Source organism: Sphingomonas sp. GW822-FHT03G08, from assembly GCF_058801135.1.
This window is the reverse complement of sequence record NZ_JBXAMZ010000001.1, coordinates 246,096-262,828: the sequence shown is the minus strand read 5'-3', so window position 1 is coordinate 262,828 and position 16,733 is coordinate 246,096. Positions and strand designations below refer to the sequence as shown.

Sequence of the window (16,733 nt, the reverse complement as noted above, 5' to 3'; positions counted from 1 at the left end):
TCAGTCCTCGTGGCTCGCTTCGCCCTTGCCGAGTTCGGCCTTGAGCGTGAAGGTATTGGTCGTCGCGACCCGGTCGTCGCCGGAGATCCCCGAAAGGATCGCGACCATCGCCCCGTCGCGGGCGCCCAGCGTGACCGGCACCACCCGGAAGCCCTGCGCGGTCCGAACGAACAGCACAGGCCGGTTCTCGAGCGTCTGCACCGCAGTGGCAGGGACCATCAGCGGCGCATTGCCCGCCCCGCCGATCGCGATCCGCGCCTGCACCGGCTCGCCGACACGCCACTGGCCGCGCCGGTTGTCGAGATCGGCGATCACGCGCACCAGCCGCGTCTGCGGATCGAGCGCCGGCGAGACCAGGCGCACCCGCGCCACCGCCATCCGCCCCGCGCCGGTCACTTCCATCGTCTCACCGGGACGAACGCGCGCGGCATCGGCGGCGGCGATCGACAGGGCCACATTCAGGCGATCGAGCGCCGCGATGCGGAACAGCTCGGTCTCGGCCGCGTCGGCGGCGAAGACCTGGCCCAGCGACGCGGTGCGAGCCACCACCCGCCCCGAGATCGGAGCGGTGATGACGATGCGGTTGAGCGAACCGCCCCGCACGCCCGAGGCGGCAACCCGCTGACGGGCAAGCCGCAGGTCGGTCGCCGCCTGTTCATGCGCGGCCTTCGATATCTCGACTTCGCGCAGCGGGCGGAAGCCCCGCGCATAGAGCGCCTCGTCGCGTGCCAGCGTGGCGCTGGCAAGGGTCAGGCGGCTGCGCGCCTTCTCTACCTCGGCCTGCAGGTTCGCCGCCTCGCGGCTCTCGATCACCGCCAGCACGTCGCCGCGCCGCACCGGATCGCCGATGTTGCGGGTGAGCGAGACGACGCGCCCCTCGAGCGGCGCCGCCACAACGCGGGTGGCATCGGGATCGCTCTCGATCAGCGCGGGCGCCTCGATCGCCGCGCCAGCGCCGGCGCGATCGGGCCGGGCAAGGGTGATGTTGGCCGCCGCGATCTGTTCGGCGGTAAGCGTTATTGCGCCGTCGGCATGCGCCTCGGCGGCTTCCTTCTCGGGCTCGGGCGCGGGCTTGCCGCAGCCGGCAACGAGCGTCGCGACGCAAAGCGCCGCTGCAATTCGGTTCATTCTCGAAAACTCCTGACAGGGACAGACGCGCCGCACGGGCGCGGGCAGTCGCTGTCAGGCGATGGGTGGCCGAAGCGGCGTATCGGTCATCCGCGCGACCAGCACGGCGGTCACAGCCGGGCGCAGCATGCCCAATGGGCGGTATGCAACCGGTGCCGCGGGCATCTTCGCGGAGGCCGCAAGATCATGGCCGTGGCAGATCGAATGGTGGTGCGGCGTATCCTTGTCCGGATCGCCCTGCACTTCATCGGCATCGCCCGGCGCGTGCCAGGCCGCCATTTCCGCCGTCGACACGCCCCCGTCCGGCGCCTCGGTCGCATGCGCGATCGACGTCAGGCTGGTGAGCACCAGCATCAGACAGGCCAGGAAGGGCAGCAACGCGCGCATCGCCGCCCCATATCACATCGACGCGCCGGCGTAAGGCCCGATCAGGGCTCGCGCGGCTCGACCGCGACTGCGCCGGGATTGGCGACCAGGTCGCGGATCGCCGCAGTGTCGCCCTGGTTGATCACGCCATAGACGCGCACCGATCCAGCCCTGGGATCGGTCAGCACCAGCCGGTCGCGCGAATAGCGGTTCACTTCCTCGATCACTTCGCTCAACGGCTCGCCCTGGAAGACCAGCCGGCCCCGCGTCCAGGCAACCGCGCTGTCCGCGTCGATGTCGGCTGCCTGGCGGATGAAGCCGGTATCGCCGCTCGTCCCCTTGGCAATGCCGAAGGACAGCCGCTCACCCTTGTGCGCCAGTTTCTCGATCGGCTCGGCGGCGCCCGGCCGGCCAGGCTCGGACAGGGCGACCCGCACCACGCCCTCGACCACCGTCACCTCGGCTTCGCGCCTGCCGACACTGACATCGAACATCGTGCCGACCGCGATCACCTCGCCGTGTCGTGTCTCGACCACAAAAGGGCGGCTCTTGTCATGCGCGACCTTGAACAGCGCCTCGCCCGCGACCAGCCGCAAGCGGCGTTCCTTCGCGATATAGGCGACGTCTACCCGGCTGTCGGCCGCGAGCGTCACCACCGACCCGTCGCTGAACGCGATGCGGCGACGCTCGGCATGGCCGGTCGCGATGCTCTGCACCGTTTCGTGGGTGGGCTGCGGATGCGTCATCCAGAGCGTTCCGCCGAACGCGAGCAGCACCGCGACGCTCGCCGCGATCGCCCGGCCGATCCACACCGACCGCTGGCGCACCGGCACCGGCACGGGGCCGGGCCGCTCGAAATCGCCAAGCCAGTTCCAGAACTCGGATGCCTCCGCGCGGTCCGCCGGATGGAGATCACCTTCGCGCCCATCCAGGAACGCCTCGAAGACCGCGGGGGCGCGCTTGCCGAGATCGCGCTCGCTCATGCTCCGCGCTCCATAAGATGCGCAAGCCGATCGTAGAGATGCGCGACCGCGTGATTGAGGTGCTTCTGCACCATGCGCGGCGAGATGCCGAGCTCGCGCGCGATCTCGCCGGTGCCGCGCTCGTCGAAGCGGCGCATCACGAACACCTCGCGGCAGCGCGGCGACAATTCCGCCAGCGCCCCCTCGAGCGCGGACTGGAGATCGGCCACCCGGCGGCGATCCTCCTGCACCGGACGCACCGGCGGGTGGATTTCCGGCCCCAGCGGCACCACCGGCAGCGCGCGGCGGTGGCGATCGGCGATCAGGTTCGCGGCGATGCGGAACAGATAGGCCTGCGGCTCGTCAACCGTCCGCTCGCGCGCGCTGGCGACCAGCCGGGCGCAGGCTTCCTGCACCAGGTCTTCGACCTCGGAGGGATTGTCGATCCGACGCGCGACGAATGCCCGCAGCGCGGCACGATAGGCGTCGAACGCGCCTTCCTCGCCCTGCGGCACCCGCTGCATTTCCGATCGTCCGGCGGACAATTCCGCGCCTCCCCCATTTGCGCGAATGCGCGCTTTCCTCCTGCCATGACGCGCCATTATCGCAAAGGCGAACCGTGCAAGCGCGCAACACTCGAAAAAAATTGATCCGTTCTGGTTCGCGTGTGTGTCGCACCAGCGTCATAAACCGTGATTGCCGCGTCCAGGCATCGATTCAGGGGGGTCGATAATCATGAACACACGCCAGTTGCTTCTCGCCACCGTTGCCGTTTTCGCCGCGGTTCCCGCCGGCGCCCAGGCCCGCGAGACGCTGCGCCACGAAATCCATTTCGCCGGCGGTCGCCTCGATACCGCGCTGATGCAGGTCGCGCAGCAGACCGGCGTGCAGCTGGTCTTCACCGATCCCGCCATCGCCCGCCTCAAGGCGCCGCGCCTCGATGGCCGCTACACGGTGGGTGACGCACTCGAGCTGCTGCTCGCCAACAGCCGCTACACCTATCGCTTCACCGGCCCGAACAGCGTCCGGGTGATGCCGCGCAGCGACGTACCCGCCACTGCCCGGCCGGTCGCGCTGTATCAGGACGCGCCCACGCCCACGCCGAGCGGGGACCAGCAGGCCTCGGCCGAGACCAGCGCGGTCGAGCAGGCCGTCAATGGCGACGGTCCGCCCCCGGCCGAGATCGTCGTGGTCGGCTCGCAGATCCGCGGCAGCAAGGTGACCGCCGCCCTGCCCGTCACCGTGGTTGACGAAGCCCAGATCGGCGCGACGGGCGCCACCTCGGGCGACGAGCTGTTCCGCTCGATCCCGCAGCTCGGCGATGTCAGCTTCAACAGCTCCTACCTGCCGAACAGCTCGAACTCGGCGCGCGGCGATGTCGGCTCGATCAACCTGCGCAACCTCGGCGTCGGCAACACGCTGGTGCTGCTCAACGGCCGCCGCGTCGTCAACCACCCGACCAGCCGCGCCGACGACAATCTCGTGCCGGTGCTCACCGTCAACACCAATGCCATCCCAGTCTTCGGCCTCGAGCGGATGGAAGTGCTGCGCGACGGCGCCGCCGCCATCTACGGATCGGACGCGGTCGCCGGCGTGGTCAACACCGTGCTCAAGACCGATTACAATGGCGTCGAGCTCGAAGGCCAGGTCGGCTGGGGCGAAGGCTCGCAGCTGTTCGAGACCAACACCCATCTGCTCGCCGGGCGCAACCTCGGCGATCACGGCAACATCACCCTGTTCGCCAGCTACGACAAGCGCCAGGGCGTGATGGCGAACGACTTCGACTATACCCGCACCAACGACCTGCGCGCGCTGTTCGCCGATACGCGCTTCGCCGGATCGACCTCGCTCGACGGCCGCTCGACGATCACGCCCTGGGGCTCGTTCCAGACCGTCGGCAACGTCGTCGTCCGCCAGGGCACGACCGCGCTCACCAACACCTCGGGCCAGTTCCACATCCAGCCGACCAGCTTCACCGGCTGCCCGGCGGGCAATGCCGGCATCATCAACGGCACCAACTGCGTCGCCACCGGCACCAGCTCGACGGCCGGCATCCGCGAGCTGCGCTTCGACGCGCCGCTTGCCTTCAACACCAACGTCACGCCGAACATCCGCCGCATCAACCTGTTCATGAACGGGCATTACGAGCTGGGCGGCGGCGTCGAGCTGTTCGGCGAGGCTGGCTATTACAACGGCAAGAGCAACAGCACCCAGGCCTCGACCGGCACGCTGTCCTCCGGCCCGCTGACCATCGCCGCCAATGCCTATTACAATCCCTTCGGCCCCACCGGCAGCGCCAACCGCCTGCCCGGCATCAACGCCGCAGCCGCAGGCCAGGCGATCACCCTGTCGAGCTACAATTTCGCCGATGTCGGCCCGAACCATGTCGACGTGCTCAATACCCAGTTCCGCCTGCTCGGCGGCGTGCGCTTCGACGTGCTGGGCCTGCAGTGGGAAAGCGCGGCGGTCTATTCGGAAGCGCGGGTACGGGATACCTCCGACGGCATCAGCCAGACCCTGCTCCAGCGCCAGATCAACCTGACCACGCCGGACGCGTACAACCCGTTCAACGGCAGCGGCCTCACCCCGCCGAGCGGTTCGGACAATGTGCCGAGCAGCCTGGCCGCGATCAACGCGGTCAAGGTGAAGACTACCCGCATCAGCAAGTCGACGCTGGCGATGTGGGACATCAAGGGCTCGACCACCAACCTGATCAGCTTGCCCGGCGGCAATGTCGGCATGGCGATCGGCGGCGAAGTGCGCCGCGAGACCCAGAATGACGACCGCGACGGGCGTGTCGACGGCACGATCCAGTTCACCGACTCGATCACCGGCGCGGTCAACGGCTCCGACCTGATCGGCACCAGCCCCTCGCCAGACACGAGCGGCCGCCGCACCGTCGCCGCGGCCTATATGGAACTGGCGGTGCCGGTGATCTCGCCGGACATGCACATCCCGCTGATCCGCAACATCGAGCTCCAGCTCGCCGGCCGCTTCGAGCATTATTCGGATGTCGGCTCGGTCGCCAAGCCCAAGATCGCCGCAGCCTGGGACATCGTCCGCGGCATCCGCGTGCGCGGCTCCTATGCCGAGGGCTTCAAGGCGCCGAACCTCGAGCAGATCAACGCCACCCTGGTCACCCGCTCGAATACCCGCACCGACTATGTCCGCTGCGAGGCGCAGCTGCGCACCGGTGCGATCTCCAGCTTCGCCAATTGCTCGCAGGGCTTCGCCACCACCGCGCGGCGCTCGGGCAATCCGGACCTGAAGCCCGAACAGTCCAAGACCTGGACCGTCGGCGTGGTGCTGGAGCCGCATTTCCTCGATTCCGCGATCGGCCGGATGACCTTCACCGCCGATTACTGGCATGTCGACCAGAAGGGGATCGTCGGCCTGTTCGGCGAGGGCAATGCGCTGATCAACGACTATCTGCTGCGCGTGCAGGGCTCGAGCGATCCGAACGTGATCCGCGCCGCGCCCACGGCGGAGGACAATGCGCTGTTCGCGGGCTCGGGCCTCGCCCCCGTCGGCCGCGTGCTCTACGTCAACGACAAGTACGTCAACCTGCTGCCGCAGGAAGTCGCCGGCGTCGACCTGGGCTTCAACTGGCGCCTGCCGGACTTCGGCGCGGGCAAGATCAGCCTCAACGCCAATGCCGCCTATCTCGACAAGTTCTTCCTCGAGCCCTCGCCGCCGATCCAGAACCTGATCGCCGCGCGTACCGCGGGGACGATCAACGCCGGCACCAACATCGCCGATGCCGGCGATCTCGTCCGCCAGAACGGCAAGCCGCGCTGGAAGGTCACCGGCTCGATCACCTGGGAGAAGGGTCCGTTCCAGATCGGCGGCTTCACCCAGTACACCAGCGACGTCGATGATACCGGCCTGCTCGATTCCGCCGGCGCCGCCTGGCTGATCGAGGACCGGATGACCTTCAACCTCTACGGCCAGGTCACGGTGGGCAAGCGCAGCGATGGCGGCCGCTACCGGCTGCGCATCGGCGTGCGCAACCTCACCAACGAGGCGCCGCCGCTCAGCTCGGGCGGCTTCCTCGGCTCGCTCTACAGCCCCTATGGCCGCTACTGGTACGCCAACATGCGGGCGAGCTTCTGATGCGGATCGCCCTGATCCTCGCGCTGGCGTCGCTCGCGACGCCGGCCTTCGCCCAGGAAGCCCCGGAGGCGCCCGCCACGCAGCGCGTCTCTGGCGGCGACATCGTCGCCTATGACCAGATCCACAAGCCGGTGATCGGGCGCGGCGGCATGGTCGTCAGCCAGAACCGGATCGCTGCCGATGTCGGCGCGGCGATCCTGCGCAAGGGCGGCAATGCGGTGGATGCCGCGATCGCCACTGCCTTCGCGCTCGCCGTCACCCTGCCGCGCGCCGGCAATGTCGGCGGCGGCGGCTATATGCTGATCCACATGGCGGCGAAGGACGGCAAGCCCGCCCAGACGATCGCGATCGACTATTATGGCCAGGCATCGCGCAACACGACGCCCGACCTGCTGCTCGGCGCGAACGGCAAGTTCGATGCCGCCAAGGGCTATTCGATGAAGGGGGTCGCGATCCCCGGCACCGTCGCGGGCCTGTGGGAAGCGCATAAGCGCTTCGGTTCGCTGCCCTGGGGCACGCTGATCGCCCCGGCGATCGCCATGGCCCGCGACGGCGTGATCCTGTCCGACGACGAAGCGCAAGCAAACGCCGACCAGAAGAAGGCGATGCATGACGACGCGGCCGCCCTCGCCGTCTTCTTCAAGCCCGACGGCAGCGCCTATGCCCCCGGCGAGCGCTGGAAGCAGCCCGAGCTTGCCGCGACGCTGCAGCTGATCGCCGCCAAGGGGCGCGACGGCTTCTACACCGGCGCCATCGCCCGGAATATCGCCGCGGGCATGAAGGCCGGCGGCGGCGTGATCGACGAACAGGACCTCGCCGCCTATCAGCCGGTGATCTCCGAGCCGATCTGGTCGAGCTATCGCGGCATGCCGATCGCGTACATGCCGCCCACCGCTTCGGGCGTGAGCGTCGCCGAGGCGATGAACATCCTCGAGCGCTTCCCGGTGCGCGAGCAGCGCTGGGGCAGCGTCGCCAACCTCCATCTCCTCGCCGAGACGCTCAAGATCGTCTGGTCGGACCGCAAGCTGATCGGCGGCGGCCCGGACTGGCGGACGCCCGCCAAGGGTCTGGCGAGCAAGGAATATGCGGCGGAGCGCGCCAAGCTGATCCGGCCGGGCGCGTCGCTCGACGCAAAGGCGCTGCCGGACGGCAATCCCTATCCGTTCGAGAGCAAGGACACGACGCACTTCTCGGTGGTCGACGCCGGCGGCAACGCGGTGAGCAACACCTATACCCTCTCCGCCTCCTATGGCGCGCATGTCGTGGCACCCGGCACCGGCATCCTGCTAAACAACTCGCTCGGCAACCTCGCCTGGGGCCGCAGCGGCCCGGACAGCAAGGCGACCCAGCCGGTGCCGGGCAAGCGCGTCGGCTCCACGATCACCCCGATGATCGTGTTCAAGGACGACAGGCCCTGGCTGGTCACCGGCACGCCGGGCGGCGGCTACATCATCGCGACGATGGTGCAGATGCTCTCCAACGTCATCGATCACCGCCTCAACGTCGCCGAAGCCGCCGAGCGTCCGCGCATCAACCAGTCGGGCGGCGACGGCCCGATCGAGCTGGAGGAAGGCTTCTCGCCGGACATCATTCCCCTGCTCGAGGCAAAGGGGCACAAGGTGCGCAGCTCGAACACCATGGGATCGGTCCAGTCGATCATGGTCGAAGGCGACAAGTTCCTGGGGTCGGCCGACACGCGCCGTCCCGACGCCGCGGCTGTTGGCGCGAAATAAGGGGAGAATGCAGGACATGAAGATCAGGACCGCGCTGCTGCTGGCAAGCATGTTCGCGCCGCTTTCCGCCCAAGCCCAGGCCGTGCCCGAGGCGCAGCGCGGCGCGATCCTGGCGGGCATCGACAAGCGCGCGCCCGATCTGGAAAGCACCGCCAGGGCGATCTGGGGCTGGTCCGAAGTCGGCTACCAGGAAACCAAGTCCTCCGCCCTGCTCCAGGCACGGCTGAAAAAGGCGGGCTTCACCGTCACCCCCGGCGTCGCCGGCATGCCGACCGCCTTTGTCGCCAGCTTCAAGCAGGGCAGCGGCCCGGTGATCGGCATCCTCGCCGAATATGACGCGCTGCCAGGCCTCGCCCAGACCAATGCCCCCACCAAGACCTCGATTGCCGGCAAGGCCGCCGGCCATGGCTGCGGCCACAATCTGTTCGGCGCCGCCAGCGTCGAGGCGGCGATCGCGATCCGGGAATGGATGATCGCCAACAAGGTCCAGGGCGAACTGCGCGTCTATGGCTCGCCGGCCGAGGAAGGCGGCTCGGGCAAGGTCTATCTGGTCCGCGCCGGCCTGTTCGACGATGTCTCGGCCGTGCTCCACTGGCACCCCGGCGACGCCAATGGGGTGTCGACCGGCAAGAGCATGGCCAACATCTCGGGCAAGTTCCGCTTCCACGGGGTCAGCGCCCATGCCGCCGCCTCGCCGGACAAGGGCCGCTCCGCGCTCGACGGCGTCGAGGTGATGGACGTCGCGGTGAACTTCATGCGCGAGCACATCCCCTCGTCCACGCGCATCCACAACATCATCACCGCCGGCGGCGAAGCCCCGAACGTCGTCCCCGACTTCGCCGAGAGCTATTATTATGTCCGCAACGTCGATCCGCTGATCGTCCGCGACGTGTGGGGCCGCGTGGTCAAGGCCGCCGAGGGCTCGGCGATGGCGACCGGCACCACGGTCGATTACGAGATCACCGGCGGTGTCTATTCGATGCTCGCGAGCGAGACGCTCGCCAAGGTGATGAGCAGCAACCTCAACGCGGTCGGCGGCGAGACCTGGACACCCGAGGAGATCGCCTGGGCGACCGAGCTGCAGAAGAGCCTGCCGACGCAGAAGTCGCTCGACTCGGTGAAGCAGACCAGCTCGCGCGAGCGCGGGCCGGACGGCGGCGGCTCGACCGACGTGTCCGACATCAGCTGGACCGTGCCGACGATCGGCCTCAGCACCGCGACCTGGGTGCCCGGCACCCCGGCGCACAGCTGGCAGGCGGTCGCCGCCTCGGGCTCGTCGATCGGCATCAAGGGCGCCACCGTCGCCGCCAAGACGATCGCGCTCACCGGCGCGGACCTGTTCCTGTCGCCCGAGGTTCTGAAGGAAGCCCGGGCAGAGCTCGACAAGGCGCGCGGCCCGGACTTCAAGTACAACGCGCTGCTCGGCACGCGTACGCCCGCGCTCGACTATCGCAAGCCGACCCCGGCCTGGGAGGGGTCGACCAAGTCGAAATAGCGGCGCGCTTCAAGAAAGCTGTTCCCCGGCGAAGGCCGGGGCCCAGTTGCAATGCCGTCCGAGAGATTCCTGAGCCAAACCAGGTTCGCCGAGACTGGGCCCCTGCCTTCGCCGGGGAACAGCGACGCCTTGTCTCACAAACTCTGAACCAGCCTCAGGCCAGCTTGCAGACATCCACCCAGCGCTGCGAAACCAGCCCGGCCAGCCGCTCGGGCTCGACTTCCACCGATGCCGTGCGCGATCCGGCTGCGGGGAACACCGTATCGAACCCGCGGATCGACACGTCGCAATAGACCGGCAGCGGCGTCGCCAGTCCGAAGGGGCAGACGCCGCCCACCGGATGCCCGGTCAACACCTCCGCCTCTTCGGCGCCAAGCATCGAGGCCCTGCCGCCGAACTCGGCCTTGGTCTTCGGATTGTCGAGCCGGGCGTCGCCGCGGGCGACGACGAGCAGCACGCCCTCACCCACCCGCAGCGCCAGCGTCTTGGCGATGCGCCCGGGCTCCACCCCGAGCGTCGCCGCCGCTTCCGCCACCGTTGCGGTGCTTGCCGATTGCTCGATCAGGCTGAGATCGGGCGCATGCTCGGCAAGCCACGTGCGTACGGTTTCTACGGTCAATCCTCGATCTTCTTCCTGAAGGTCTCGGGGAGCAGCAACAGGCCGAGGATGAAGGTGCAGGCCGCGGCCACCACCGGATACCAGAGCCCGTAATAGATATCCCCGGTCGCCGCGACCATCGCGAAGGCGGTCGCAGGCAGGAAGCCGCCGAACCAGCCATTGCCCAGATGATAGGGCAGCGACATCGAGGTGTAGCGGATACGGCTCGGGAACAGCTCGACGAGCATGCCGGCGATCGGGCCGTAGACCATGGTCACCAGCAGCACGAGCGCGAACAGGATCGCCACCACCAGCGGCTTGTTGATCCGGGCGTCATCCGCCTTGGCCGGATAGCCAGCGGCCTTCAGTGCCGCGCTGAGCCGCGCGGAATAGGTCTTCAGGTCGCCCGCCGCTGTCGTCGCTCCACCGATGCTGACTTCGCCCGAGCCATAAGCCTCAGTGCTATAGGGAACACCGGCCTTGGCAAGCGTCGACTTGGCGATGTCGCAGCCGGTCTTGTCGAACTTGTTCTTGCCGATCGGATCGAACTGTACCGAGCAGGTCGCGAGATCGGCATAGACCGTCACCGGCGCCTTGGCCTGCGCTTCCGCCAGCGCCGGGTTCGCCGCCTGGGTCAGCGCGTGGAACAGCGGGAAATAGCTGATCGAGGCGAGCAGGCAGCCCGCCAGGATGATCGGCTTGCGCCCGATCTTGTCCGAGAGCCAGCCGAAGAACACGAAGAACGGCGTACCCAGCGCCAGCGCCACGGCGATCAGCACGTTCGCCGTCATCCCGTCGACCTTGAGCGTCTTCTCGAGGAAGAACAGCGCGTAGAACTGCCCCGTGTACCAGACCACCGCCTGGCCGACGACCGCACCGAACAGCGCGATCAGCACGATGCGCAAATTGCCCCAGCGCAGGAACGCCTCGGTCAGCGGCGCCTTGGAGACGTTGCCGGTCGCCTTCATCCGGGCATAGACCGGGCTCTCGTTGAGCTGCAGCCGCACCCAGAGCGACACGCCGAGCAGCAGGATCGAAGCGAGGAACGGCACGCGCCAGCCCCAGCTCGCAAAGGCTTCCTCGCCCAGCCAGGAACGCGTGCCGATCACCACCAGCAGCGAGGCGAACAGGCCGAGCGTCGCCGTGGTCTGGATCCAGCTCGTGTAGAGCCCGCGCTTATGGTTGGGTGCATGCTCGGCGACATAGGTGGCGGCACCGCCATATTGGCCGCCCAGCGCCAGGCCCTGCAGCACGCGCAGCGTCACCAGCAGGATCGGAGCGGCCACGCCGGCAGTCGCGAAATTGGGAAGCAGGCCCACCGCGAAGGTCGATCCGCCCATGATTCCCATGGTGACGAGGAAGGTGTTCTTGCGCCCGACCAGGTCGCCGATCCGCCCGAATACCAGCGCGCCGAACGGCCGCACCGCGAACCCCGCGGCGAAGGCGGCAAGCGCGAAGATGAAGGCGGTGGTATCGTTCACCCCGGCGAAGAACTGCGCCGAGATCGTCGTCGCCAGCAGGCCGTAGAGGTAGAAGTCGTACCACTCGAACACGGTGCCCAGCGACGATGCCGCGATCACCATCTTCTCGTTCTTCGTGGCTGTGTGATGATCGCCCTCGGGCGCCGACGGGGTGTCGGACGTCAGATCCTGGCTCAAGCTATCTTCCCCTTATTTGTTAGCGCTAACCAACCACAGTCCTGCCGTGGTTGGAACCCCCGTCGCTTCGCGCGCTCTTTGGCACGCCTGACCGACAGGTTCGGCGAAGCGCCTCTCAGGGGCAAGCTTTTTTCCGTGGATAGCCCAGCTTGTGATCGCAAAAGCTGTACTTCACAGCTTCGCCGCAGCGCGGTAGAGTCCGCCCATGTTCGAGCGCTTTTTCCTCTCCCACCCGCGCGCCGTCGGCGAGACCTATGGCGAGCATGCCGCAACCGCTGCACGATTCGGCTTCACCATGATCGTCGGTGGCGCTGCCTGCGTCGTCCATTCGATCTTCCCGTCGCTGTTCGCCCGTACCGCCAGCGACGCCGTGAAGCGGCTCTATGCGCAGATGATGGCGCGCCAGCCGGGCATGAACGCCAAGCCGCTCGCGCATCAGCAGCCCGAGTGGCAGATCGAATACGAAATCTGAGCGGGGGGACCGCCTGACATGATCGAGCACGTCGCCATTATCGGCGCGGGCTTTTCGGGTACGTTGCAGGCGATCAACCTGCTCCGCCACGAAGGCCCCCGCGCAACCCTGATCGAACGCGCACCGGTGGCGGGCCTCGGCCTCGCCTATGGCGCCGCCCATCCCAGCCATGTGCTGAACGTCCGCGCCGCCAATATGAGCGCCTTTCCGGACGATCCCTCGCACTTCGTCCGCTGGCTCGAAGCGCGCGGCGTCGAGAATGCGGCGACCGCCTTCATCCCCCGCGTCACCTATGGCGAATATCTGCGCGAGCTGCTCGATGCCGCGCTGCTCGACCATCCCGACCGGCTCAGGCTGGTGCGCGATGAGGTCGACGACCTGGAATTCGCCGATGGCGTGACCGTGCGCCTCAAGGGCCAGACGATCGAAGCCGATGCCGCCGTGCTCGCGGTCGGCAACCTGCCCCCGCACGATCCGCCCGGCCTCGATCCCGAAGCGCTGTCGGGCAGCCGCTACAAGGGCGATCCCTGGGACGCGAGCGTGCCGGAGGGTCTCGGCCCCGACGATACCGTGCTGGTGATCGGCACCGGCCTGACGATGATCGACGTCGTCCTGCTGCTCGATGCGCGCGGCTTCCAGGGCAAGATCGTCGCCCTCTCCCGCCGCGGCCTGCTCCCGCGCAGCCATGCCCCGGGCAGCGATTGGAAGAAGCTGCAGGAACGCCCCGCCACCACCGCCTCGCGCCTGCTCCAGGCCGTCCGCAACCGCGGCGAGGAGATCGGCTGGCGCAACGCGGTCGATGAGCTGCGCCCCTTCACCCAGGCGATGTGGGGCAATGCCAGCGAAGCCGAGCGCGGCCGCTTCCTGCGCCATCTCCGTCCCTGGTGGGACGTGCATCGCCACCGTCTCGCGCCCGAGGTCTATGCCCGGCTGATGGCAGTGATCGAGCGCGGCCAGCTCGAGGTGATCGCCGGCAAGACGCTCGGCTTCGAGGAGAAGCCCGAAGGCATCGAGGTCAGGCTGCGCCGCCGCGGTGCCGATGCGGCCGAGACCATGACGGTCCAGCGCATCGTCAACTGCACCGGCCCGCTGGGCGATCTCAACCGCACCGAGGAGCCGCTGCTCCAGAAGCTCGCGGCGCGCGGCATGATCCGCCCGGATGCGGCGCATCTCGGCATCGATGTCGACAACCAGGGCCAGACGATCAACGCCGCTGGCGGCCCCAACGGCAATCTCTACGCGCTCGGCCCGATGACCCGCGGCGCCTTCTGGGAAATCGTCGCGGTGCCCGATATCCGCACCCAGACCTGGAGCGTCGCCCGGCGGCTCTCCAACGCGCACTGGGTCGGCGGCGAAGGGCTGTAACACTCCGTCATCCCGGCGAAAGTCGGGATCTCGTGCGGCTCTTTTCCTGTGACTTCGCCTGAGATCCCGACTTTCGCCGGGATGACGGCTGTTTGCACCGAGCAACTAGTATCAATTGACACTACATCCGCTTGCGACTAGCCCACGCCCATAATCTTGGAGCGTGCCCCATGACCGATCCTGCAAATCCGCTCGGCCTCAACGGCTTCGAATTCGTCGAATTCACCTCGCCCGATCCCGAGGCGATGGGGAAGCAGTTCGAGCAGCTCGGCTTCGTGCCGACGCATCGGCACCCGACCAAGAACATCACCCGCTACAAGCAGGGCCGCATCAACCTGATGCTCAACCGCGACGAGGCCGGCCGCGTGGCGGCGTTCCGCGGCGAGCACGGCCCTTCGGCCAGCGCGATGGCCTTCCGCGTCGCCGATCCGGCCAAGGCGATGGAGTGGGCGCTCGCGCACGGCGCCAAGCCGACCGAGGAGGACGACACCGTCATCCAGGGCATCGGCGGCTCGTACCTCTATTTCATCCAGGACGGCACCGATCTCTATGCCGACTGGGCGGCGTTCGACGGCTGGGAAGCCGCCGAGGCCGAGAACAATGTCGGGCTCGACCTGCTCGACCACCTCACCCACAATGTCCGCCGCGGCCAGATGCGGGTGTGGTCGGAGTTCTACAAGACGCTCTTCGCCTTCGAGGAGCAGAAGTATTTCGACATCAAGGGCCAGGCTACCGGCCTGTTCAGCCAGGCGATGATCGCGCCCGACAAGGCGATCCGCATCCCGCTCAACGAGAGCCAGGACGACAAGAGCCAGATCGAGGAGTTCATTCGCGAGTATAAGGGCGAAGGCATCCAGCACCTCGCGCTGACCACCCCGGACATCTTCGACACGGTCGAGCGGCTGCGCGCCCGCGGCGTGAAGCTGCAGGACACGATCGAGACCTATTACGAGCTGGTCGACAAGCGCGTCCCCGGCCATGGCGAGGACCTTGAGCGCCTGCGCAAGAACCGCATCCTGATCGACGGCAATGTCGGCGACGAGGGCATCCTGCTCCAGATCTTCACCGAGAACATGTTCGGCCCGATCTTCTTCGAAATTATTCAAAGAAAGGGCAATGAAGGCTTCGGCAACGGCAACTTCCAGGCGCTGTTCGAATCCATCGAGCTAGACCAGATCCGCCGCGGCGTAATCAAGGTCGACGCCTGAACGCTTTCTTCACGCAGGCTCGCGAAAACGGCCGCGATTGCGTAGCCGCATTCCGTAGCGTAATGCGCCGGCCTGAGTGAACCATTTCATGCCACCCGCGTTAGGGTGGACGGAAGTTTGGAGAGGGAGACCGGGGGGAGCGACGCTTGTAGCGTAACGCGCTGCTCCACCCCGGCCACAACCTTCAGGCAAAGGCGGGCTCGCCCCGCACTTCGTCCCCGGCCCCTTCCCGGAACCGCGCTTCGTCGAGCAGTCCTTCGCGCTTGGCGACGATCACCGGCACCAGCATCTGCCCCGCCACATTGGTCGCGGTCCGGCCCATGTCGAGGATCGGGTCGATGGCGAGCAACAGCCCCACCCCGTCCAGCGGCAGGCCGAGCGTCGACAGGGTCAGCGTCAGCATCACCGTCGCGCCGGTCAGGCCCGCGGTCGCGGCCGAGCCCAGCACCGATACGATCGCGATCAGCGCATAATGCTCCAGCCCAAGCGGGATGCCGTAGAATTGCGCGACGAAGATCGCCGAGATCGCCGGATAGATCGCCGCGCAGCCATCCATCTTGGTGGTGGCACCCAGCGGCACGGCGAAGGCGGCATAGGCCCGCGGCACGCCCAGCGCGCGCTCGGTGATCTCCTCGGTAACCGGCAGGGTGCCGACAGAGGAGCGCGAGACGAAGCCGAGCTGGATCGCCGGCCAGGCCGAGGCGAAGAAGCGCAGCGGGCTCAGGCCATGCGCCGCGAGCAGCACCGGATAGACGACCAGCAGCACCAGCCCGAGCCCGAGATAGACCGCGCCCGCATAGGTGCCGAGCGCCGCCAGCGACTCCCAGCCATAGCGGACCACCGCGTCGCCGATCAGCGCGGCGGTGCCGATCGGGGTCAGCCGGATCACCCAGCGCAGCAGCAGCCTGAACACGGAGAGCGCCGAGGCGTTGAAGTCGAGGAAGCGATGCCCCGCCTCGCCCGCCTTCACCGCCGCCGCGCCGATCGCGACCGCCAGCACGATGATCTGGAGCACGTTGAACGAAAGCCCGGTGGTAGCGCCGCCGTCATTCAGCTTGGTCGAAGCGGCGATCCCCAGGAAATTGGCCGGCACCAGCCCCTTGAGGAAGTCCAGCCAGCTGCCCGTGCTCGAAGGCGCCGCGGCAGCGGCAGCCGCCACCGCGCTATGATGCCCTGGCTGGAGCACCAACCCCAAGGTGATGCCGATCGCCACCGCGACGCCCGCGGTGATCGCGAACCACAGCAAGGTTCGCACCACCAGCCGCGCGGCATTGTTGAGATCACGCAGCGCCGCGATCGACGCGACGATGGCGGTGAACACCAGCGGCGGCACCAGCACCTTGAGCAGCTGCACGAAAATCTGCCCGATCGTCTGCAGCGCCTGGGCCAGGCCATTGGCCGTCTCGCCGTCGCCGCCGATCGAGCGCGCCGCCAGCCCGAGCGCCAGCCCGGCAACCATGCCGATCGCAACCTGCACGCCGAAGCTCGGTAGGCGCCGCGGGGGTGCGGCTGCGCTGGTGGTGGCCATTGGTTACGACTCCGGAATTAAACCCACTAAAGAAGTAGGAATTAACCCGCTGCCGCCCAACAAAGTTTAGGTTCGCGCCCCTAAAGCTGCCCCGTCGCCAGATAGTA

The 16,733-nt window shown here is 67.8% G+C and carries 13 protein-coding genes; 6 read left to right on the top strand and 7 right to left on the bottom strand.

Features of this window, described 5'->3' with window-relative positions; genetic code table 11:
- Genes AC1RJ5_RS00975 through AC1RJ5_RS00960 form a run of 4 tightly spaced genes read right to left on the bottom strand, consistent with a single transcriptional unit; the run spans position 1 to position 3,001 of the window.
- Positions 1-1,128, bottom strand: a complete 1,128-nt coding sequence (locus AC1RJ5_RS00975; protein ID WP_493111213.1) for an efflux RND transporter periplasmic adaptor subunit — start codon at positions 1,126-1,128, stop codon at positions 1-3.
- Between the two features lie 54 nt (positions 1,129-1,182).
- Positions 1,183-1,515, bottom strand: a complete 333-nt coding sequence (locus AC1RJ5_RS00970; protein ID WP_269575492.1) for a hypothetical protein — start codon at positions 1,513-1,515, stop codon at positions 1,183-1,185.
- 41 nt (positions 1,516-1,556) lie between these two features.
- Positions 1,557-2,477 carry a FecR family protein gene (locus AC1RJ5_RS00965; RefSeq protein ID WP_493111211.1) on the bottom strand — a complete coding sequence of 307 codons (921 nt, stop codon included), beginning with the start codon at positions 2,475-2,477 and terminating at the stop codon, positions 1,557-1,559.
- Positions 2,474-3,001, bottom strand: coding sequence for an RNA polymerase sigma factor (locus AC1RJ5_RS00960; RefSeq protein ID WP_269575494.1), 528 nt, complete (start codon positions 2,999-3,001; stop codon positions 2,474-2,476). Before AC1RJ5_RS00960 ends, AC1RJ5_RS00965 begins: the two co-directional genes overlap by 4 nt.
- A 190-nt stretch (positions 3,002-3,191) precedes the next feature.
- On the opposite strand from AC1RJ5_RS00960, the gene AC1RJ5_RS00955 reads away from it, so the two are divergent.
- Genes AC1RJ5_RS00955 through AC1RJ5_RS00945 form a run of 3 tightly spaced genes read left to right on the top strand, consistent with a single transcriptional unit; the run spans position 3,192 to position 9,797 of the window.
- On the top strand, positions 3,192-6,569 hold the full coding sequence (locus AC1RJ5_RS00955) for a TonB-dependent receptor (RefSeq protein WP_493111209.1): 3,378 nt from the start codon (positions 3,192-3,194) through the stop codon (positions 6,567-6,569).
- A complete protein-coding gene (gene ggt / locus AC1RJ5_RS00950; protein ID WP_493111207.1) occupies positions 6,569-8,302 on the top strand; it encodes a gamma-glutamyltransferase in 1,734 nt (577 codons plus the stop codon). Before AC1RJ5_RS00955 ends, ggt begins: the two co-directional genes overlap by 1 nt.
- Before the next feature lie 16 nt (positions 8,303-8,318).
- Entirely contained in the window at positions 8,319-9,797 is a 1,479-nt protein-coding gene (locus AC1RJ5_RS00945; RefSeq protein ID WP_353739222.1) for an amidohydrolase, read from the top strand.
- Positions 9,798-9,951: 154 nt separating this feature from the next.
- On the opposite strand, the gene AC1RJ5_RS00940 is transcribed toward AC1RJ5_RS00945, so the two are convergent.
- Positions 9,952-10,416: a YbaK/EbsC family protein gene (locus tag AC1RJ5_RS00940; RefSeq protein WP_342250482.1), complete on the bottom strand. Its 465-nt coding sequence runs from the start codon at positions 10,414-10,416 to the stop codon at positions 9,952-9,954.
- The gene (locus tag AC1RJ5_RS00935; RefSeq protein WP_493114603.1) at positions 10,413-11,978 is read right to left on the bottom strand and encodes an MFS transporter; all 1,566 of its coding nucleotides are present in this window, start codon (positions 11,976-11,978) and stop codon (positions 10,413-10,415) included. The genes AC1RJ5_RS00940 and AC1RJ5_RS00935 overlap by 4 nt, the downstream gene beginning before the upstream one ends.
- Positions 11,979-12,258: 280 nt before the next feature.
- Here AC1RJ5_RS00935 and AC1RJ5_RS00930 point away from each other — a divergent pair, with 280 nt between their 5' ends.
- From AC1RJ5_RS00930 to hppD, 3 genes are all read left to right on the top strand, one after another.
- On the top strand, positions 12,259-12,525 hold the full coding sequence (locus AC1RJ5_RS00930) for a DUF6356 family protein (protein ID WP_184165650.1): 267 nt from the start codon (positions 12,259-12,261) through the stop codon (positions 12,523-12,525).
- Positions 12,526-12,543: 18 nt separating this feature from the next.
- A complete protein-coding gene (locus AC1RJ5_RS00925; RefSeq protein WP_493111204.1) occupies positions 12,544-13,890 on the top strand; it encodes an FAD/NAD(P)-binding protein in 1,347 nt (448 codons plus the stop codon).
- A 170-nt stretch (positions 13,891-14,060) separates the two neighbouring features.
- Positions 14,061-15,098 (top strand): 4-hydroxyphenylpyruvate dioxygenase, encoded by a 1,038-nt coding sequence (gene hppD / locus AC1RJ5_RS00920; protein ID WP_184165644.1) that lies wholly within the window; start codon positions 14,061-14,063, stop codon positions 15,096-15,098.
- Positions 15,099-15,282: 184 nt separating this feature from the next.
- Here the strand turns inward: hppD and AC1RJ5_RS00915 are convergent, their stop codons facing one another.
- Positions 15,283-16,626, bottom strand: coding sequence for a dicarboxylate/amino acid:cation symporter (locus AC1RJ5_RS00915; protein WP_493111202.1), 1,344 nt, complete (start codon positions 16,624-16,626; stop codon positions 15,283-15,285).
- Positions 16,627-16,733: the final 107 nt, after the last annotated feature.

Excerpts from the sequence above, each read along its gene's own strand:
- AC1RJ5_RS00975 (WP_493111213.1), bottom strand. The coding sequence starts at position 1,128 with ATGAACCGAATTGCAGCGGCGCTTTGCGTCGCGACGCTCGTTGCCGGC.
- AC1RJ5_RS00970 (WP_269575492.1), bottom strand. The coding sequence starts at position 1,515 with ATGCGCGCGTTGCTGCCCTTCCTGGCCTGTCTGATGCTGGTGCTCACC.
- AC1RJ5_RS00965 (WP_493111211.1), bottom strand. The coding sequence starts at position 2,477 with ATGAGCGAGCGCGATCTCGGCAAGCGCGCCCCCGCGGTCTTCGAGGCG.
- AC1RJ5_RS00955 (WP_493111209.1), top strand. The coding sequence starts at position 3,192 with ATGAACACACGCCAGTTGCTTCTCGCCACCGTTGCCGTTTTCGCCGCG.
- ggt (WP_493111207.1), top strand. The coding sequence starts at position 6,569 with ATGCGGATCGCCCTGATCCTCGCGCTGGCGTCGCTCGCGACGCCGGCC.
- AC1RJ5_RS00945 (WP_353739222.1), top strand. The coding sequence starts at position 8,319 with ATGAAGATCAGGACCGCGCTGCTGCTGGCAAGCATGTTCGCGCCGCTT.
- AC1RJ5_RS00935 (WP_493114603.1), bottom strand. The coding sequence starts at position 11,978 with ATGGTGATCGCGGCATCGTCGCTGGGCACCGTGTTCGAGTGGTACGAC.
- AC1RJ5_RS00930 (WP_184165650.1), top strand. The coding sequence starts at position 12,259 with ATGTTCGAGCGCTTTTTCCTCTCCCACCCGCGCGCCGTCGGCGAGACC.
- AC1RJ5_RS00925 (WP_493111204.1), top strand. The coding sequence starts at position 12,544 with ATGATCGAGCACGTCGCCATTATCGGCGCGGGCTTTTCGGGTACGTTG.
- hppD (WP_184165644.1), top strand. The coding sequence starts at position 14,061 with ATGACCGATCCTGCAAATCCGCTCGGCCTCAACGGCTTCGAATTCGTC.
- AC1RJ5_RS00915 (WP_493111202.1), bottom strand. The coding sequence starts at position 16,626 with ATGGCCACCACCAGCGCAGCCGCACCCCCGCGGCGCCTACCGAGCTTC.